Here is a 17,597-nt window from a genome sequence, read left to right on the forward strand (position 1 = left end):
TTCACAGGGTCGTGGCGAGACCCGGCGCGGCGCGGCTCACACCAGCACGGAGGTGAGGCTCTGCTGTTCCAGGAAGCTCAGCCGCGAGGCATGGTCGTCCAGCCGGCACAGCATGAAGCCGGACAGCCCGAACCCGACGCGGCGCGTGTCCTCCGGGCCATGGCGCGAGAGATCGACGCCCTCCCCGGTGTCGATCTCCACCTCCAGCGGGCCGTCCAGTTCCGCCGGCGGCAGGTCGAGCATCAGCGTCGGGTGCTGGCCTGGCTGGAGCGTGACCTCGAACTGCGCGATGGTGACGCCCCGGCTGTGGCAGCGGAGATTCACCGCCAGCGGCTCCGGCGGGGAATGGGTCTGGAGGTAGAGGCGGAGCGGCGTGCCGCTGGCCTCCCCCGGAACCGGCAGGCGCAGCGTGCCGCCGCCGCCGCGGCACCACACCCCCCATTCCTCCAGCGGATACCAGCCCGGCCCCTCGCGCGCCATGTCGGCCATGGCGGCGTCGAGATCGGGGCGGGCGAGGGGGCGGCGGCGGACCGGGTAGCTGCGGCCGAGGGTCAGGCTGGCGCGCGCCTCCAACGGCCGCGGCGGGCGCTGCGCCAGCGCCCGCAGGGCGGCAAAGACCTGGTCCTTCACCGCGCTCCAGCCGCGTGGGCGGCCCTTCTCGAGCACCACCGCCTCCTGCGCCGCGCGGAAGGCATCGTCGAACATGACGCGCTCCAGCAGCGCCTCCAGCTCGGGCAGACTCTGCGGGGTGAAGTAGAGCGCCGCCTCGCCACCCGCCTCCGTCAGGGCCGAGTGGCGCGGCGTGATCACCACCTTGCCATGCGCCAGCGCCTCGGTGACCGGCAGGCCCCAGCCCTCGTAGTAGCTGTTGTAGACGGTGAAGGCGCAGCGCTCGTAGAGCGCGTCCAGCTCCAGGTCCGAGATGCGCGAGAGCAGCACGACGTGGCGCTGCAGTTCGGGCGCGTTGCGCAGCAGGTTCAGCGCCGCCTCGGCATGCCAGCCCGGCTTGCCCACGCAGACCAGCCGCGGCACCCGCGCGGCGCCGTGCCGCCGGATCAGCTGCAGCCAGGCGGTGAACACCAGCAGGTGGTTCTTGCGGCTCTCGATGGTGGAGACGAACAGGGCGAAGCGCTCGTTCGGCCGCAGCGCGCGCAGCGCCGGCAGCGCCGCGTCGCCGGAAAGGGTGGCGACGCTGCGGGGGTCGGCGTCGAGCCGCACCACATGGGCGGGCAGGGAAAGCTCCGGCTGCAGCCGGGCCATCTGCTCCCTGACGTCGCGCAGGGTGTTCTCGGAGTTGCAGAGCAGCCCGTGCGCGTGCAGCCCCAGCGCGGAGAACCAGCGCGAATAGTCCTGCACCATCGTCTGCAGGCAGTGCTCGGGCACGATCAGCGGCACGCAGTCATGCACGAAGGGCACGTAGCGGACGCCGTCGCGCTCCTGCGCGAGGCGCAGGGCGCGGAAATACTCGGCGAAGCCGAAGGAATTGCCGAGGTTGACCAGCAGCGCCCCGGGCGCGAAGGCCATCGGCGGGGCCTTGGCCACCTTCTCGCGCAGCGCCTCGCGGGCCTCGGTCCATTCGGGGTCCTCGGTGTCGGAGCCCGAGGCGGACAGGGCGCACAGCGTGGCGAAGCCTGCCGCCTCCACCACGTGCCAGTTCAGGTCGGCGGGGTTGAAGGCGGCGAAGGAGAGCCGCAGCCCGTCCGGTGGCGGCTCCGCGATGGCCTGGTTGACGATGCCGATCTGCACCCGCTGGATGCCCGTGGGCGTGCGCGCGCCGTTGAAGTAGTCCAGCACGTCGCTGACATCGAGCACCACCGAGACGGCCGCCGCGGAAAGCAGCGAGGGTGCCGCGGCAGGAGGCGCCGCCTCCGCGGCGGCCGTGGTGCGGGCGGCGGGGTCCGGTCCAGCTGGCAGGGTCAGGGAAGGTGGGGCCCCGGAGGCGGGAGCCCGGGGCGGCGGCGCGGGCGTGGCGGCGGGCGCTCCCTGTTCCAGCCAGGGCTCGCTGGCCTGAGCCTCCTGCCGCGCATCGGCGTTGCCGGGGTCCAGCGCCACGGCGCGGGCATAGGCCAGCGCCGCCTCCCGGCGCCGGCCGAGCAGCTTGTGGGCATGGCCGATCTGCAATTGCAGGTCGGCATCCTCCGGCGCCTGCCGCTCGGCGTCCAGGTAGCGGCCCAGCGCCGCCTCCACCCTGCCGGCCTCCTTGAGGCAATGGCCTTCCTGCACCTTCAGGGGCCACGCCTCCGGCCGCAGGGAAACCACGCGCGCATAGAACTGCGCCGCCTGGAGCCAGGCGCCCTGGTCACGCCGGCTGTCGGCCGTCGCCAGAAGCAGGTCGGCATCGTTGGAGTGAAGCTCGGCGTCTGCTGTCATCGTGAGCGGTCTCGTAATCCACGCTTCGGGGGAAAGGCAACCTCGCGGCGGCGCGGCCGCGGCGGCTCAGCGGTCCGGCAGGGCGGCGGCGCCGCGCAGAACCGCGCCGGCGGCGGCGGACCAGGCCTCGCCCTCGTGCAGCACCAGCCCGGGAAGGAGGCGGTCGGGGCCGCGGCCCAGACGGTGGCCGCGCAGCAGCACCCGCCGCGCTGGCTGGCCGGCGCGTGGCCAGAAGGGGGTCAGCGCCACCTCGGCGCAGCGGGCGGCGCGCAGCGCGGCGGCGGCCTCGGCGAAGCGGGAGGCGGGCAGGATCAGGCTGAGGCTGCCGCGCCGTTCCAGCGGCGCGGCCAGGGCGCGCGCCCAGGTGGCGAGATCGGGGCCTTCGCCGGCATGGGTGGCGCCGGCGCGCAGCGCCTCGGGAGGCGGGCTGCCGCCGGGCCAGTAGGGCGGGTTGGCGAAGGCGTGGTGCAGCCGGGGCAGGGCGCGCCGCAAGGCGGGGTCGGCGATGTCGCCTTCCAGCACCGTCACCCGGTCGGCGACACCGTTCAACACGGCGTTGCGCCGGGCCAGGGCGGCCAGCGCCGGCTCGCGCTCCACCGCGAAGACGCGCAGCTCCGGCACCCGCGCCATCAGGCAGAGGAACACCGCGCCGCTGCCGCAGCCGCCCTCCAGCACCGCCTGTCCCGGCCGGGCGGGAATGCCGGCGGCCAGCAGCACCGCGTCCAGCCCCGCCCGCAGGCCCTGGCGGGGCTGCAGCAGGCGCACCCTGCCATCCAGCAGCCGGTCCTCGGCCAATGCCTCGCCGATGTCCGGCCCCGGCTCCCCGCCTGCCAGGACGAGGCTCACGACGGGGCCTCGCCGGCGTCGCGCAGCACCGCCAGGGCGCGGGCGTGGTCCTCCGGCAGCACCGCCAGCCGGCGCGGAAAGGCGCCGATGCCGCCATGCAGGGCGCTGACATGCGCGTCGAGCTGCATGGCCGGGATCCCGGCATCCGCCAGCAGCGCCGCCAGAAAGGAGAGACGGACCGGGTCGGGGCTCTCGACCAGCACGCGCATCGGCTTGGGAACTCCGGAGGGGGAGGGGAAAGGCGGGGAACCGGGCCGGCGCCTTGCTGCCCGGAACCCCCATGGGTATGGTGCGCCCCCCAGCACAGAGGTCAATGGCCGCGTGAGCTTTCCCGCCGCGCCGACGCGCACCGCGCCCGATACGATGCCCAGCCCCGCCCCGCACCCCGATGCCGAGGATGCGCTGACCGCGCTCGTCGGCCTGGTCCGGGAGGATCTGGAAGCCTGCAACCGCCTCATCCTCGAGAAGATGCAGAGCCCCGTGCAGCTGATCCCGCAGCTCGCGGCGCATCTGATCGCGGCTGGCGGCAAGCGGCTGCGCCCGCTGCTGACCCTGGCGGCCGCCCGCCTCTGCGGCTACCGCGGCGAGCGGCATGTGGGCCTCGCCGCCTGCGTCGAGTTCATCCACACCGCCACCCTGCTGCATGACGACGTGGTGGACGAGAGCGACCTGCGCCGTGGCCAGGCCAGCGCCAACGCCGTGTTCGGCAACCAGGCCAGCGTGCTGGTGGGCGACTTCCTGTTCGCCCGCGCCTTCCAGCTCATGGTGGCCGACGGCTCGCTGGAGGTGCTGGACATCCTCTGCTCGGCGGCGGCCACCATCGCCGAGGGCGAGGTGCTGCAGCTCGTCATCCAGAACGACACCGCCTCGACCGAGGCGCAGTACCTGGACGTGATCGAGGGCAAGACCGCCGCCCTCTTCGCCGCCGCCACCCGCGTGGGCGCCGTCGTCGCCGGCCGGCCGCGCGCGGAGGCCGAGGCGATGGACAGCTATGGCCGCAACCTCGGCATCGCCTTCCAGCTCGTCGATGACGCGCTGGACTACTCGGCCGAGCAGGAGCGGCTGGGCAAGACGGTGGGCGACGACTTCCGCGAGGGCAAGATCACCCTGCCGGTGCTGCTCGCCTTCGCGCGCGGCGACGAGGAGGAGCGCGGCTTCTGGCGCCGCGTGCTGGAGGAGCGGCGGCAGGAGGAGGGCGACCTCGCCCATGCCCTGGGGCTGATGCAGCGGCACCGCGCCTTCGAGGACACGATCGCACGCGCCCGGCATTATGGCGACCAGGCGCTCGCCGCCCTGTCCGGCTTCCCCGAGAGTGCGGAGAAGCGGGCGCTGGCCGACATCGTCGAGTTCTGCATCGCCCGCGCGCGCTAGGAGGGCGGCGGCCGGAAAGCGCGGCGCGCTTCCCGTCCGCCTTCCACAAGCCTTTTGTCCGGTGGTTCACGGGGCGCGCCCATGGCAGCGCCCCTTTTTCATGCCTTGCGGCAGGAAGGCTCCCTGCCTTATCGTTGTGACATGTCAGTGACACGGGAACGACCTGTCATGTCCATGGTGCTGCCTCTCGAGACGCCGCCCTCCCTGACCGAGCAGGCGCTCTCGGCGTTGCGGCGCGAGATCCTGACCACCCGGCTGCGCCCCGGCGAGACGCTGAGCGAGGCCGCCGCAGCCCAGATGCTCGGGCTCGGCAAGGCGCCCGTGCGCGCGGCGCTGGCCCGGCTCGCGGAGGAGGGGCTGGTGCAGGCGGTGCCGCGCCGGGGCTGGGTGGTCTCCCTCGTCACCATCCGCGACATCCACGAGGTGTTCGGCCTGCGCCTGCTGCTGGAGCCCGAGGCCGCGCGGCGCGCCGCCGGGCGGGTGGATGCCGCGGCGCTGCGGCGGCTCGATGCCGTCTGCGCCTGCGGCTACCAGCCGGAGGACGAGGAAAGCACCCATGCCTTTCTGGACGCCAACAAGGCCTTCCATGTCGCGGTGGCCGAGCTTTCCGGCAATGGCCGGCTGGCGCGCCAGATCGACCGGCTGCTCGACGAGAGCACCCGCATGCTGGCTCTTGGCCTGCGCCGGCGGGACCGCACCGGCGAGATGGCGCATGAGCACCACGCGCTGACCGAGGCGCTGGCCCTCGGCCGCGCCGAGGAGGCCGCCGCCATCATGCGCGAGCAGGTCGCCGCCTCGCACGCCATGGTGCTGGCCGCGCTGACCGCCCCTGATTCCGCCACCGTCATCTGAAGGCCCCGCGCCATGTCCTTCATCGCCCCGCAGGGTCCGCTGGCCGCCATGCTGGCCGATATCGCCGCCGCCGCCCGTGCGGGGGATGAGGCGGAACGGCCCGGCCGCGTCGCCGCCGCCATCGCGCCCTGGCTGGCGGTGCCGGAGCTTCTGGCGCCCGGCGCATGCCCTTGCGACCCGAAGCGCTATGTGCGCCACCTACTCCAGGCCGATCCGCAGGGCGGCTACGCCGTGGTGGCGCTGGCCTGGCGGCCGGGACAGATGAGCCCGGTCCATGCCCACCGCACCTGGTGCGCCCTTGGCGTGTATCGCGGCACGCTGACGGAGGGCCACTACGTCGCCGGCGCGGAGGGCGCCCCCCGCCAGACCGGCAGCGTGCTGCGCCCGCCCGGCGCCACCTGCCATGGCCCCGCCGATCCCGGCCTGATCCACCGTCTCGCCAATCTCGGCGGCGAGGAGGCGGTCTCCATCCATGTCTATGGCGTGCCCTTCGACCGCTTCGGCTCGGACGTGAATCTGGTCTACGCGGATTGATGGCGGCGGCCCGGTCGGGGCACTCTGCGCGGCTGACCGAACGCCGGAAGGAAGCCCCGCCTTGGCCGAGACCGCCCCCGCCGACCTGCCCCCCAGCCTCTGGGCCTCGAGCGCGCCGCCGCCGCCCGCCACCGGGCCGCTGCTGGGGGATTGCCGCGCCGATGTGGCGGTGATCGGCGGTGGCTTCACCGGGCTTTCCGCCGCGCTGCACCTGGCCGAGGGCGGCGCCGAGACGGTGCTGGTGGAGGCGGCGCAGATCGGCTTCGGCGCCTCGGGCCGCAACAACGGCCAGGTCATCCCCAACCTGTCCCGCCTCGACCCGGACGACATCGTGGCCGGGGTGCGGCCCGAGCATGGCGGGCGGGACAAGGGGGAGCAGCTCGTCGCCCTCATCCGCGACAGCGCCAGCCTCGTCTTCGACCTCATCCGCCGGCACGGCATCGCCGCCGAGGCGGTGCAGAAGGGCTGGTTCCAGCCCGCCCACCGCCCCTCGCGCATGAAGCTGGTGGAGAAGCGGGTGCGGCAATGGGGCCAGCGCGGCGCGCCGGTGCGCCTGCTGGACCAGGAGGAGGTGGCGCGCCTGTCTGGCAGCGCCTTCTGGCAGGGCGGCTGGGAGAACCCGACCGGCGGCCGCATCAACCCGATGGGCTTCGCCCGCGGCCTCGCCGGCGCCGCCATCGCCGCGGGCGCGCGGGTCCACACCGGCAGCCCGGCCACCGCCATCGCGCGGGAGGAGGGGGGGTGGCGCGTCACCACGCCGCGCGGACGGGTGCTGGCGCAGCGCCTCGTCATCGCGACCCACGCCTACACGCCGCCCGGCCTGTGGCCGGGGCTGGAGCGCAGCCTGGTGCCGGTGCGCTCCTACCAGATGGCCACCACGCCGCTCTCCGACAACATCCGCAAGACCATCCTGCCCGAGGGCCATGCCCTGTCCGACACGCAGGGCGACCTGCACTTCTTCCGCTTCGACGCCTCGGGCCGGCTGATCACGGGGGGCGGGCTGATCCTGCCCTTCGGCTGGGACGGGCGCATCCGTGCCCGCATCGGCGCGCGGCTGCGGCGGGTGTTTCCGCAGGTCGGCGAATTCGGCTTCACCCATGCCTGGTGGGGCTACATCGCCGCCACCGACGACAAGGCGCCGCATCTCTATGAGCTGGCGCCGGGCGTGCTGGCCTGGACGGGGTGCAATGGCCGCGGCGTCGCGCTGGCCACGGCGCTGGGGCGGGAGATGGCGCGCGCCAGCCTGGGCCGCCCGCTTTCGGAGATCGCCGCGCCGGTCGAGCCGCTGCGGCGGATCGCCGGCCACGCCTTCGCGCCGCTCGGCGTCGCCTGGAACCAGGCGCTGTTCCGCTGGAAGGACCGGCGCGACTGAGGCGCGGGCCGGGGCCGGGGCCAGGGCCGGGGGGAGGGCGCGTCCTCCCCCGGCCGGCCGGCTCAGGACTGGTGCTGGTCCGGCGCCGCGTCGCTGTTGAGGGCGATGTACTTGGGCAGGCCGATCTGGCGGATCAGCTCGAACTGCGTTTCCACGAAGTCCGCGTGCTTCTCCTCATCGATCAGGATGCGGATGAAGAGGTCGCGGGAAACGAAGTCGCGCGCCGTCTCGCAATAGGCGATGGCATCGCGCAGGTCGTTGATCGCCTTCTCCTCCAGCTTCTGGTCGCAGCGGAGGACTTCCTCGACATTCTCGCCGATCAGGATCTGGTTCAGCCGCTGCACGTTGGGCAGGCCGCCAAGGAAGAGGATGCGGTTGATCAGCTCGTCCGCGTGCTTCATCTCCTCGATGGACTCGGCGTATTCGTGCTTGCCGAGCTTGGTCACGCCCCAGTTGTCCAGCATGCGGGCATGCAGGAAGTACTGGTTGATGGCCGTCAGCTCGTTGGTGAGCTGGGTGTTCAGGTGCTCGATCACCTTGGGGTCGCGCAGCATGGCGGCTCTCCGTCCGGGAAGTGTCGGAGCGGAAAGTGACGACCCGAGGTCCAATCGTCAAGTCATTGGTTTTGCTTGAAATTGCGAGTGAGAGACGCTCTCAGTCGCCGGCGGCCAGCGGGGAAGGCCCGGCGGGCTGCTCGCGGATGATGGACAGCATCGTGCCGGTGCAGCAGCCGCACTGGGCGTTGCAGTTGCAGGAGGCATAGACCTCCTTCGGGCGGCGCGCCCCATCCGCGATGGCGTTGCGGATCTGGCTGTCGGTCAGGCCGTTGCAAAGGCAGACATACATGAAGGGCACCGCATCGGTTGTGCGATGCGGTTGATAGCCATTCGCAATACCGATTGCAAGTCAGTCGCAATCTCGGATGATGCCGAGAACCGCCTGCCCGTAGCGCTCCAGCTTGGTGGCGCCGACGCCGGGGATGGTGCCCAGCGCCGCCAGGCTGTCCGGCCGGCCGGCGGCGATCTCGGCCAGCGTCCGGTCCTGGAAGATGACATAGGCCGGCACGCCCTGGGCGAGGGCGGTGCGCCGCCGCCAGTCGCGCAGCGCCGCGAAGCAGGGGTCGCCCGGGCTGGCGAGCGCGGCCGCGTCGGCCGCCCGCGCGCGGGTCATGGGGCGGCTGGCGGGCGTCACCAGCTCCTCGCGGAACATCACCGGCCGCTCGCCCTTCAGGATCGGGCGGGCGGCGTCGGTCGGCACCAGCTCGCCATGGTTCTCCACCGCGACATCGAGCGCGCCCTGCGCCACGAGCTGGCGGGCGATGCCCTTCCAGGCCGTCTCGGTCAGGTCCCGCCCCACGCCGAAGGTGGGAAGCTGGTCATGGCCGAACTGCGCCACCTTGGCCGTGGTCTTGCCGTGCAGCACATCGACCAGATGACCGACGCCAAAGCGGCGCCCCGTGCGCAGCACCGCCGAGAGCAGCTTCTGGGCGGCCACCGTCCCGTCGAACAGGCGCGGCGGGCTCAGGCAGATGTCGCACTGGCCGCAGGGTTCGGGCGCGTCCTCGCCGAAGCAGCGGAGGAGGAGCTGACGCCGGCAGGTGGCGGCCTCGGCGATCGCCACCATGGCGTCCAGCCGCTGCCGCTCGACGCGCTTCTGGTCGTCGCCCGCGCCGCTCTCGCCGATGCGGTGGCGGGCCAGCGCGATGTCGCCCGCGCCATAGAGCAGCAGCGCCTGGGCCGGCAGCCCGTCGCGCCCGGCGCGGCCGATCTCCTGGTACCAGCTCTCGGGGCTGCGCGGCAGGTCGGTGTGCGCCACCCAGCGCACGTCCGGGCGGTCGATGCCCATGCCGAAGGCGATGGTGGCGGCCATCACCACCGCGTCTCCCCGCGCGAAGCGGCGATGCGCCTCGCGCTTCTGCACGGGGTCGAGCCCGGCGTGGAACACCAGGGAGTCATGGCCGTCGGCGCGCAGCCAGTCGGCGGTCTGCTCGGCCTTGCGGCGGCTGCCGCAATAGATGAGGCCGGCGCCGGTGCCGTCGCCCGCGCGGCGGATGAAGGCGCGGAGCTGCGCGCGCTCCTGCTCGCGCGGCTGGGCGGAGATGAAGATGTTCGGCCGGTCGAAGCTGGCGCGGAAGAGGGGGCTGTCCTCCAGCCGGAGCTGGCGCTGGATGTCCTGCACCGTGCGCGGGTCGGCGGTCGCGGTCAGCGCCAGGCGCGGCACGCCGGGGAAGCGCTCGGCGAGCACCGTCAGGCCCCGGTATTCGGGGCGGAAGTGGTGGCCCCACTGGCTGACGCAATGCGCCTCGTCGATGGCGAAGAGGGCGATGCGCATCTCGTCGAGCCGCGCCAGCGTCTCCTCGTTCACCAGCCGCTCCGGCGAAACGTAGAGCAGCTTCAGCGAGCCCTCGTTCAGGGCGCGCCGCACGGCGCGCGCCTCGTCGGGGTCGAGGTCGGAATGGAGGGCGGCGGCGGGCACGTCCTGCTGCCGCAGCGCCGCCACCTGGTCCTCCATCAGCGCGATGAGCGGCGAGACGACGACGCCAAGCCCCGGCCGGCACAGCGCCGGCACCTGGAAGCACAGGCTCTTGCCGCCGCCCGTCGGCATCAGCACCAGGCCGGAGCCGCCCGCCACGGCGTGGCGGACCACCTCCTCCTGCATGCCGCGGAAGCCGGTGTGGCCAAAGACCCGGTGCAGGACCTCCAGCGGCTCTTGCGTTTCCCGCATGAGGTCTCCGTTCAGCGCGCCGCCGCCTGCCCGCCCAGCACGATCTCCACCCGGCGGCTTTCCAGCGGCATCATCTCGAAGGGCACCGGGCCGCGCGGCGAGACGCTGATGCGCCCGGCCGGCACGCCCCGCTCGCGCAGCGCGGCGGCAACCTGCTCCGCCCGCGCGGCGGAGATGGCGCGGTTGTAGGCGCGGCCGCCATCGGGATCGGCGAAGCCCATCACCCGCACCGGCAGGCTGGCATCCTCCAGCGCCAGGCGGGCGGCATCGGCCACCACGGCCCGCGCGGCCTCGTCCAGCGCCGCGCTGTCCTCGGTGAAGAACACGACATGCACAGGCACCTGCGGGGCCTCGCCGCCGGGCGTGGCGCAGCCCGCCAGCAGGGGCAGGGCGAGGAGGCCAAGAAGGAAGTGACGGCGCATGCGCGCGTTCTCCGATGGGAGCCGGTGGGGGGGTGCCGCAGGGGGTGCAGCGGGGGAGTGGCGCAGAGATGCGCGGCGGGCCGCGCGACGTCAACCAAGCCGCCCTGAAAACAATGCAGTTCCGGTGCGCCAGGAAAAGGCTGGCACCGGCCGCGGCCAAGCACTAGGTTCCGCGCCTTTCTTGGAAGGGGAAAAGCGCTATGGCGTTGCTGTCGCTCGGCATCGTGGGCTTCGGGGTCATGGGGGAGCGGCTGGTGCGCATGGCCTTCCCGCATCCGGAGATGCGCCTGGCCGGCGTGTGGGACCCCTCGCCCGAGGCGGTGGCACGGCTGTCCGCCGCGGCCCCCGGCGTGCCCATGCTGCCCGGCGCCGAGGCGGTGATCGCCGCCTGCGACGTGCTCTATGTGGCGGCGCCCCCGGCCGCGCACATCCCCCTCGCGCGCGCGGCGCTCGCGGCCGGGCGTGCCGTGCTGCTGGAGAAGCCCCTGGCCACCGGGTTGGCGGAGGCGGAAGCCTTCGTCGCCGAGGCGGAAGCGGCGGGCGCGCGGGCGGCGGTGAACTTCCCCATGGCTTCCTCCCCGGCGGTGGCGCAGCTCGATCGCTGGCGTCAGGAAGGAACGGTGGGGGCCCCGCGCCGGCTCGAGATCGCCACCGATTTCGGCCGCTGGCCACGCGGCTGGCAGAACGATGCGGCGGGCTGGCTGGCGCGCCGCGCCGAGGGCGGCTTCACCCGCGAGGTGGTGTCGCACTTCCTGTTCCTGACGCGCCGCCAGCTTGGCCCGCTGGCGCTGCAATCGGCGCGCGTGACCTATCCGGCCGGCGATGGCGCCGAAACGGCGATCGAGGCCGAGCTGACCGCCGGCGGCGTGCCGGTGTCGCTGCGCGGCAGCGTCGGCCGCATTGCCGAGGACGAGGCGAACAGCTGGACGCTGACGGGTGAGGCCGGAGCGATTCGCTTGCGCAACTGGTCGCTCGCGGAACAGTTAGAGAAGGACGGGGAGTGGCGGCAGGCAGCCGGGGCCCTTTCCAACGACGCGATGCGCCCCATGGTGCTGCGCGGGCAGTTGGAGAAGCTCGCTGCGCTGGCGCGTGGCGGCCAGCACAGCCTCGCGACCCTGCGCGAGGCGCTCGAGGTGCAGCAGGTCGTCGAAGCCGTGCTTCGAGGCTGACCAATCCCTTCGCGCCAGGAAAATTACCTGCCGGAAAATTGTTTCGGTTAATTGACAATCACGCAAAGGTTGTTATAGCAGAATCAATACGCGTGGAACGAGCCTGATGGCTTCAATCCTGCCTGCCAGGGCTGCCGGTCTCGGCAGGGCAGGCTTCGGAAGTTGCTGGTGCTCACGGAGGGAAAGAGGTGCGGCGGTGTTCTCGACCTGCCGATCCATCGGAGGATGTGGCCAATGATACAAGCTGGTTACTGTTCGTGGCTCGACAGGACGCAAAACCGTTGCGAAGCAGGAGAAGCAACGCGGCGTTGCCGCGCTACCTGGTTCCCGCTCCCGCCGTCTGGATGAGCCGGGACACCGAAGGAAACAGGAAGTTCGGGAGCTTCAAAGGAAGCATCGCAGACACCGCATCCCTGCGCCCGCAACTCAACTGTGGCACTAAAATAAGTAGATTCGTATCGAAACTATCAACGTCTCGCATCAATTAGACCGCCGGAAGTTTTTTGCTTTCTGAGCCCTCGGCCTTCAGTGGCCGAGATCGTTCTCAATCGCTACGTCAGGCCCATCGGCCAGACGGGCAAAGCCTGTCGAGGGATTCAACCCGCAATGCCTGTTCACAACGCTCCGGATCAATTGATCGGTATTCTTCGCGATACCGTTGTCGCTTTGGTGCGGCGCGATGGGCACGATCTTTCCGCACGCCAGCTCGGCGTGTTCCTCACCGTCTACATGGCCGAGGGTCCGCACACCGTCCGCGGCCTGGCCGCGACGCTCAACGTCTCCAAGCCCGCCATCACCCGCGCGCTGGACCGCCTGGGAGAGCTGGACCTGGCGCGCCGCAAGACCGATCCGCAGGACCGCCGCAGCGTGCTGGTGCAGCGCACCGTGAAGGGCGCCGCCTTCCTGCGCGAGATCCGCGGCATCATGGTGGAGGCGGACAGCGTGGCGCACGCCGTGGCGCCCTCCGAGCCGGCCAACAGCGAAAGCGCCGCCCGCCGCGCCGGCTGAGCGCGGCCCCGCCGGCCAGACCTGCCCTTGCCGGCCCTGTTTTCGCACCGCGATCCTTTCCGCTCCCCCGCCATGCCGGCGGCGGGAGCGGCCCGTGCTTGCGGCGGAAGCAGGAGGGAGGGGGGGGGTCGCGCGGGGCGCGGGATGCCTCTAGGCTGGATGCGCTGTCATCCGCTGCCACGGAGCCTCCCGCATGCCGGATTCCCTGAACCTCGATCCCAGCCGCCTGAAGTTCGGCATCGGCCAGCCCGTGCCGCGCAACGAGGACCCGATCCTGCTGCGGGGCCAGGGCCGCTACACGGACGACCTGCAACTGCCCGGCCAGCTCTGGTGCGTGATGGTGCGCAGCCCCTACGCCCATGGCACGCTGCGCGGCATCGACACCAGCGCGGCGAAGGCGGTGCCCGGCGTGGTGGCGGTGTTCACGGGCGAGGACCTGCGGGCGGCGGGCTATGGCACGCTCCGCTGCACCATCTCCCTTCCGGGCCTGACCAACATCGAGCGCCCCGCGCTGGCGACCGACAAGGTGCGCTTCGTCGGCGATCCGATCGCCTTTGTTGTCGCCGAGACCAGGGAGGCCGCGAAGGACGGCGCCGAGGCCGTGCTGCCCGACATCGACCCGCTGCCCGCCGTGACGGAGGCTTCCGCCGCCGCCGCGCCCGGTGCGCCGCTGCTCTACGACCATGTGCCCGGCAACCAGGTGCTCGACTTCCACTATGGCGACGCCGCCAGGGTGGCGGAGGCCTTCGCCGGTGCCGCCCATGTCACGCGGCTTTCTCTGCGCAACAACCGTGTCGTCGTCTGCGCCATGGAGCCGCGCTCGGCGATCGGCGTGTATGACGCGGCGGAGGACCGCTACACGCTGCATGTCGGTAGCCAGGGCGTGTTCGGCCTGCGCAACCAGATGGCGGGCGACCTGCTGAAGGTGCCGGTGGAGAAGCTGCGCATCCTCACCGGTCATGTCGGCGGCAGCTTCGGCATGAAGGCCTCGGCCTATCCGGAATATCTCTGCCTGCTGCACGCCGCGAAGGGGCTGGGCCGCCCGGTGAAGTGGACGGATGAGCGCACCGGCTCCTTCCTGTCCGACCAGCACGGCCGCGACCACGAGGTGGAGGCGGAGCTGGCGCTGGATGCCGAGGGGAAGTTCCTCGCCGTGCGGCTCACCAGCTTCGCCAACATGGGCGGCTATCTCGCCACCGTCGGGCCGCTGATGGGCACGCTGAACTTCACCAAGAACATCCAGAGCAACTACGCGACGCCGCTGATCGAGGTGTCCACGCGCTGCCTGGTGACCAACACCACGCCGGTCTCCGCCTATCGCGGCGCCGGGCGGCCCGAGGGCAACTACTTCATGGAGCGGCTGATCGAGACGGCCGCCGCCGAGATGGGCCTCGACCCGGTCGAGATGCGCCGGCGCAACCACATCCGCCCCGAGCAGATGCCCTACGCCACCGCCTCCGGCTCCAGCTACGATGGCGGCGAGTTCTCTGCCGTGCTGGAGGAGGCGATGCGCGCCGCCGACTGGGACCGCTATGCCGCGCGCAAGGCGGACAGCGCCGCGCGGGGGATGCTGCGCGGCCGCGGCATCGGCAACTTCCTGGAATGCACCGCGCCGCCCGCCAAGGAGATGGGCGGGCTGCGCTTCGGCGAGGATGGCAGCGTCACCATCGTCACCGGCACGCTGGACTACGGGCAGGGGCACTGGACGCCCTTCGCCCAGGTGCTGCACCAGACGCTGGGCATCCCCTTCGAGCGCATCCGGCTGGTGCAGGGCGATTCCGACCAGCTCATCGCCGGCGGCGGCACGGGCGGCTCGAAGTCGCTGATGGCCTCGGGCGCCGCCATCATCGAGGCGTCCGCGCTGGTGGTGGAGAAGGCGCGCGCGGCGGCCGCGCATGTGCTGGAAGCCGCGGTGGCCGATATCGACTTCGAGCCGCACGCCGAGGGTGGCGCGCGCCTCGTCATCGCCGGCACGGACCGCGGCATCGGCCTGCTGGAGCTGGCGCGGCGCCTGCGCGCCGAGACGCACCTGCCGGAAGGCGTGCCGGACACGCTGGATGTCTCGCACATCTTCGACCAGGCGCCGATGGCCTTCCCCAATGGCTGCCACATCGCCGAGGTGGAGATCGACCCCGAGACGGGCGTCACCCGCATCGACCGCTACGTCACGGTGAACGATTTCGGCGTCATCGTGAATCCGCTGCTGGTGCAGGGGCAGGCGCATGGCGGCATCGTGCAGGGCATCGGCCAGGCGCTGATGGAGCGCACCGCCTACAGCGAGGACGGCCAGCTCCTGTCCGGCTCCTATTCGGACTACGCCCTGCCGCGCGCGGTGGACGTGCCGAGCTTCGAGTTCATCAGCCACGCCGTGCCGGCGAAAACCAATCCGCTTGGCGCCAAGGGCTGCGGCGAGGCGGGCTGCGCCGGCTCCCTGCCCGCGGTGATGAACGCCGTGGTGGATGCGCTGAAGGAGCGCGGTGTCACCCATATCGACATGCCGGCCACGCCGGAGGTCGTCTGGCGCGCGCTGCACGGGCGCGCGGCCTGAGCCGCCCCGCCCGATCCTTTCTGTCTGTCACACGGGAGAAGACATGCCCAACCCCCCCATCGGCTTCGCCCCCGGCATCAGCCTTTCCGTCGCTTCCCGCATCGCCGAGGCGGCGCTGGCCAAGGGGCGGGAGCTGAACCTCGCGCCGCTCACCGTGGTGGTGCTGGACCAGGCGGCGCAGCCGAAGCTGCTGCTGCGCGAGGATGGCGCCAGCCTGCTGCGGCCCGAGATCGCCACGGGCAAGGCCTTCGGCGCCATGGCGCTGGGCTTTGGCGGGCGGGAGCTGGCGCGCCGCTCGGCCAAGATGCCCGGCTTCATGAACGCCTTCTCCGACCTGTGCGGCGGCCGTGCCGTGCCGGTGCCGGGCGGCGTGCTGGTGCGCGACGCGCAGGGCACCGTGCTGGGCGCGGTCGGCATCTCGGGCGATGCCTCGGACAAGGACGAGGTCTGCGCGGTGGCCGGCATCGAGGCGGTGGGGCTGGTCGCGGACACCGGCGACCCGGAGTGACCGGCAGCCCCGCCGCGCCACGGGATTGAGGCCGGGGGAAAAGCCTTCTCCTGGCCTCCGCCTCGACCCGCCCGCGCGCCTTTCCGGCGGGCGGGTGCCGCTCAGCCGCCAGCGCGGACGGGCTGGGGGAGGAAATCGACCGGGCGCATGAGCGAGTTGTTCTGGCTCACCAGATAGCCCGCCTCGGCGCTGCGGCGCAGGAACTCGATCCATTCCGGGTCCGCCTGCATGGCGGCGCGGCGGCGCTCGCGGTCGGCCGCATCCTCATAGGCCCACACATGGACATAGCAGTTCACGTCGCCGGTCTCGGTGGTGAGGTAGGCCACCGGCATGCCGAGATGCCGGGTCTGCGCCGCCAGCCCGTATTCCTGGTACAGCGCCAGCTGCTTGCGGATGGTCCCGGGGCGGCAGATGTAAGTGCGGTGGTCCAGCAGCATGGCTCGTTTTCCTCCGTTGCCCGCCCAGCATGATCCGGGCGCCGGCCGCCGGCAAGCCGGGGGCCGGCGCCGATCGGGCCCCCTGCGCCGCGCTCAGGCCGGCACCGCCGCCGGCCGCGCCGCGTCGCGGATCGGCAGGTGGACCAGCGCCGCGAACACGCCGGCCAGGATGCTGACGATCCACATCAGGTCGTAGCTGCCGGTGCGGTCGAAGATCAGGCCGCCCAGCCAGGCGCCGGTGAAGCCACCCACCTGGTGGCCGAGGAACACCAGCCCGAACACCGTGGCCAGCCAGCGCGTGCCGAAGTTGCGGGCGCAGAGCGCCACCGTGGGCGGCACGGTGGAAAGCCAGAGGATGCCCATCACCGCCGAGAAGGCGAGCACCGTGCCGGTGGTCTTGGGCGCCAGGAGGAAGATGGCCATCAGCACGGCGCGGCTGGCATAGATCGCCACCAGCAGCTCCCGCCGCCGCCATTTCTGCGTCAGCTCGCCCGAGATCAGCGAGCCGGCCACGTTGAACAGCCCGATCAGGCTGATGGCGCCGGCGCCCACATAGCTCGGCAGGTGGCAGCTCGCGACGAAGCCCGGCAGGTGCACCGCCAGGAAGCTGACATGCAGCCCGCAGACGAAGAACCCGAAGAACAGGCACCAGAAGGAGGTGCTGCGGAAGGCGCGGCGCAGGGTCTGGCCGGCCGTCTCCTCGGCGGCCGCGGCGGCGCGGCCCGCGGGCGTGGCGGGGAGGGGGGTAGGGCGGTCGTTCAGCGGCAGGGCCAGCGGCACGATCAGCAGCGCCGCCGCCGCCATGACGAACAGCGCGCCCTGCCAGCCGAAGCCCGCGATGCCGAAGCCCGCCAGCGGCACCACCAGGAACTGCCCGAAGGAGGAGCCGGCGGTGCCAAGGCCGGTGGCGCGGCCGCGCTGCGCCTCGGGGAGCAGCCGGGTCATGCTGGCCATGATCACCGGCATGCCGGCGGCCGAGACGGCGACGCCCATCACCAGCCCTGCAAAGAAGGTGAACAGCGGCAGCCCGTCGGACAGCGCCATGCCCAGCATGCCCAGCGTGTAGAGCACCGCGCCGCCCATCAGCACGTAGCGCGCGCCGATCCGGTCCGCGAGCTGGCCGCAGAGCGGCTGGGAAATGCCATTGACCAGCACCTGCAGTGCGATGGCGAAGGCGAAGCCGCTGGCCGTCCAGCCATTGGCGGCCGTCATCGGCGCCAGGAACAGGCCGAAGGATTGCCGCAGCCCCATCGCCAGGGCGGCGGCCACGACGCCGCAGAGGACCAGCAGCATCATGGGGGAAAGGCGGCGCCCGCGCAGGCCGCCGGCAGGCGCATTGATGTCGGGCGGCATGGGCATTTCCTCGCAGGAACGGTTGGCGGAGGATGTCGCCGCCACGAGGGCCCGGCAAGCCCGCTCTCGGCATGGCTGCCGGG

General features: G+C 72.3%; 17 protein-coding genes. 8 read left to right on the forward strand and 9 right to left on the reverse strand.

What is annotated here, in order from left to right; genetic code table 11:
* Positions 1 to 36 precede the first annotated feature (36 nt).
* From CR162_RS00555 to CR162_RS00565, 3 genes are all read right to left on the reverse strand, one after another.
* On the reverse strand, positions 37 to 2,370 hold the full coding sequence (locus tag CR162_RS00555) for a glycosyltransferase family 4 protein (RefSeq protein WP_099093588.1): 2,334 nt from the start codon (positions 2,368 to 2,370) through the stop codon (positions 37 to 39).
* A gap of 66 nt (positions 2,371 to 2,436) precedes the next feature.
* A complete protein-coding gene (locus tag CR162_RS00560; protein ID WP_245870049.1) occupies positions 2,437 to 3,216 on the reverse strand; it encodes a tRNA1(Val) (adenine(37)-N6)-methyltransferase in 780 nt (259 codons plus the stop codon).
* Positions 3,213 to 3,425, reverse strand: a complete 213-nt coding sequence (locus tag CR162_RS00565) for a putative signal transducing protein (RefSeq protein ID WP_099093590.1) — start codon at positions 3,423 to 3,425, stop codon at positions 3,213 to 3,215. The genes CR162_RS00560 and CR162_RS00565 overlap by 4 nt, the downstream gene beginning before the upstream one ends.
* A gap of 154 nt (positions 3,426 to 3,579) precedes the next feature.
* Between CR162_RS00565 and CR162_RS00570 the strand changes: the two genes are divergently transcribed.
* From CR162_RS00570 to CR162_RS00585, 4 genes are all read left to right on the forward strand, one after another.
* A complete protein-coding gene (locus tag CR162_RS00570; protein ID WP_099093716.1) occupies positions 3,580 to 4,587 on the forward strand; it encodes a polyprenyl synthetase family protein in 1,008 nt (335 codons plus the stop codon).
* A gap of 168 nt (positions 4,588 to 4,755) precedes the next feature.
* Entirely contained in the window at positions 4,756 to 5,439 is a 684-nt protein-coding gene (locus CR162_RS00575; RefSeq protein ID WP_099093591.1) for a GntR family transcriptional regulator, read from the forward strand.
* 12 nt (positions 5,440 to 5,451) lie between these two features.
* The gene (locus tag CR162_RS00580; RefSeq protein WP_099093592.1) at positions 5,452 to 5,973 is read left to right on the forward strand and encodes a cysteine dioxygenase family protein; all 522 of its coding nucleotides are present in this window, start codon (positions 5,452 to 5,454) and stop codon (positions 5,971 to 5,973) included.
* A gap of 61 nt (positions 5,974 to 6,034) precedes the next feature.
* Entirely contained in the window at positions 6,035 to 7,345 is a 1,311-nt protein-coding gene (locus tag CR162_RS00585; RefSeq protein ID WP_099093593.1) for an NAD(P)/FAD-dependent oxidoreductase, read from the forward strand.
* A 62-nt stretch (positions 7,346 to 7,407) separates the two neighbouring features.
* Here the strand turns inward: CR162_RS00585 and bfr are convergent, their stop codons facing one another.
* The 4 genes from bfr to CR162_RS00605 form a co-directional block, all read right to left on the reverse strand.
* On the reverse strand, positions 7,408 to 7,899 hold the full coding sequence (gene bfr / locus CR162_RS00590) for a bacterioferritin (protein ID WP_099093594.1): 492 nt from the start codon (positions 7,897 to 7,899) through the stop codon (positions 7,408 to 7,410).
* Positions 7,900 to 7,999: 100 nt separating this feature from the next.
* Positions 8,000 to 8,191 carry a (2Fe-2S)-binding protein gene (locus tag CR162_RS00595; RefSeq protein ID WP_099093595.1) on the reverse strand — a complete coding sequence of 64 codons (192 nt, stop codon included), beginning with the start codon at positions 8,189 to 8,191 and terminating at the stop codon, positions 8,000 to 8,002.
* 60 nt (positions 8,192 to 8,251) lie between these two features.
* On the reverse strand, positions 8,252 to 10,069 hold the full coding sequence (recQ, locus tag CR162_RS00600) for a DNA helicase RecQ (RefSeq protein ID WP_099093596.1): 1,818 nt from the start codon (positions 10,067 to 10,069) through the stop codon (positions 8,252 to 8,254).
* Between the two features lie 11 nt (positions 10,070 to 10,080).
* Positions 10,081 to 10,491 (reverse strand): OmpA family protein, encoded by a 411-nt coding sequence (locus tag CR162_RS00605; RefSeq protein WP_099093597.1) that lies wholly within the window; start codon positions 10,489 to 10,491, stop codon positions 10,081 to 10,083.
* A gap of 200 nt (positions 10,492 to 10,691) precedes the next feature.
* Here CR162_RS00605 and CR162_RS00610 point away from each other — a divergent pair, with 200 nt between their 5' ends.
* The 4 genes from CR162_RS00610 to CR162_RS00625 all read left to right on the forward strand — a co-directional run bounded on the left by CR162_RS00610 (position 10,692) and on the right by CR162_RS00625 (position 15,724).
* Positions 10,692 to 11,660, forward strand: a complete 969-nt coding sequence (locus tag CR162_RS00610) for a Gfo/Idh/MocA family oxidoreductase (RefSeq protein ID WP_099093598.1) — start codon at positions 10,692 to 10,694, stop codon at positions 11,658 to 11,660.
* 606 nt (positions 11,661 to 12,266) lie between these two features.
* Positions 12,267 to 12,668: a MarR family winged helix-turn-helix transcriptional regulator gene (locus tag CR162_RS00615; RefSeq protein WP_099093599.1), complete on the forward strand. Its 402-nt coding sequence runs from the start codon at positions 12,267 to 12,269 to the stop codon at positions 12,666 to 12,668.
* A 193-nt stretch (positions 12,669 to 12,861) separates the two neighbouring features.
* Positions 12,862 to 15,216 carry a xanthine dehydrogenase family protein molybdopterin-binding subunit gene (locus CR162_RS00620; RefSeq protein WP_099093600.1) on the forward strand — a complete coding sequence of 785 codons (2,355 nt, stop codon included), beginning with the start codon at positions 12,862 to 12,864 and terminating at the stop codon, positions 15,214 to 15,216.
* A gap of 43 nt (positions 15,217 to 15,259) precedes the next feature.
* Positions 15,260 to 15,724, forward strand: coding sequence for a GlcG/HbpS family heme-binding protein (locus CR162_RS00625; protein ID WP_099093601.1), 465 nt, complete (start codon positions 15,260 to 15,262; stop codon positions 15,722 to 15,724).
* Between the two features lie 101 nt (positions 15,725 to 15,825).
* Here the strand turns inward: CR162_RS00625 and CR162_RS00630 are convergent, their stop codons facing one another.
* Positions 15,826 to 16,161, reverse strand: coding sequence for an NIPSNAP family protein (locus CR162_RS00630; RefSeq protein WP_099093602.1), 336 nt, complete (start codon positions 16,159 to 16,161; stop codon positions 15,826 to 15,828).
* 93 nt (positions 16,162 to 16,254) lie between these two features.
* Positions 16,255 to 17,514 carry an MFS transporter gene (locus tag CR162_RS00635; protein WP_099093603.1) on the reverse strand — a complete coding sequence of 420 codons (1,260 nt, stop codon included), beginning with the start codon at positions 17,512 to 17,514 and terminating at the stop codon, positions 16,255 to 16,257.
* Positions 17,515 to 17,597: the final 83 nt, after the last annotated feature.

This window comes from Teichococcus rhizosphaerae, assembly GCF_002631185.1.
GTDB lineage: Bacteria > Pseudomonadota > Alphaproteobacteria > Acetobacterales > Acetobacteraceae > Pseudoroseomonas > Pseudoroseomonas rhizosphaerae.

What these genes read in the sequence shown, in the direction of transcription:
- CR162_RS00625 (WP_099093601.1), top strand. Translation starts at nt 15,260, where the DNA reads ATGCCCAACCCCCCCATCGGCTTCGCCCCCGGCATCAGCCTTTCCGTC.
- CR162_RS00635 (WP_099093603.1), bottom strand. Translation starts at nt 17,514, where the DNA reads ATGCCGCCCGACATCAATGCGCCTGCCGGCGGCCTGCGCGGGCGCCGC.
- CR162_RS00580 (WP_099093592.1), top strand. Translation starts at nt 5,452, where the DNA reads ATGTCCTTCATCGCCCCGCAGGGTCCGCTGGCCGCCATGCTGGCCGAT.
- CR162_RS00605 (WP_099093597.1), bottom strand. Translation starts at nt 10,491, where the DNA reads ATGCGCCGTCACTTCCTTCTTGGCCTCCTCGCCCTGCCCCTGCTGGCG.
- CR162_RS00575 (WP_099093591.1), top strand. Translation starts at nt 4,756, where the DNA reads ATGTCCATGGTGCTGCCTCTCGAGACGCCGCCCTCCCTGACCGAGCAG.
- bfr (WP_099093594.1), bottom strand. Translation starts at nt 7,899, where the DNA reads ATGCTGCGCGACCCCAAGGTGATCGAGCACCTGAACACCCAGCTCACC.
- CR162_RS00570 (WP_099093716.1), top strand. Translation starts at nt 3,580, where the DNA reads ATGCCCAGCCCCGCCCCGCACCCCGATGCCGAGGATGCGCTGACCGCG.
- CR162_RS00555 (WP_099093588.1), bottom strand. Translation starts at nt 2,370, where the DNA reads ATGACAGCAGACGCCGAGCTTCACTCCAACGATGCCGACCTGCTTCTG.
- recQ (WP_099093596.1), bottom strand. Translation starts at nt 10,069, where the DNA reads ATGCGGGAAACGCAAGAGCCGCTGGAGGTCCTGCACCGGGTCTTTGGC.
- CR162_RS00565 (WP_099093590.1), bottom strand. Translation starts at nt 3,425, where the DNA reads ATGCGCGTGCTGGTCGAGAGCCCCGACCCGGTCCGTCTCTCCTTTCTG.
- CR162_RS00630 (WP_099093602.1), bottom strand. Translation starts at nt 16,161, where the DNA reads ATGCTGCTGGACCACCGCACTTACATCTGCCGCCCCGGGACCATCCGC.
- CR162_RS00620 (WP_099093600.1), top strand. Translation starts at nt 12,862, where the DNA reads ATGCCGGATTCCCTGAACCTCGATCCCAGCCGCCTGAAGTTCGGCATC.
- CR162_RS00615 (WP_099093599.1), top strand. Translation starts at nt 12,267, where the DNA reads ATGCCTGTTCACAACGCTCCGGATCAATTGATCGGTATTCTTCGCGAT.
- CR162_RS00610 (WP_099093598.1), top strand. Translation starts at nt 10,692, where the DNA reads ATGGCGTTGCTGTCGCTCGGCATCGTGGGCTTCGGGGTCATGGGGGAG.
- CR162_RS00595 (WP_099093595.1), bottom strand. Translation starts at nt 8,191, where the DNA reads ATGTATGTCTGCCTTTGCAACGGCCTGACCGACAGCCAGATCCGCAAC.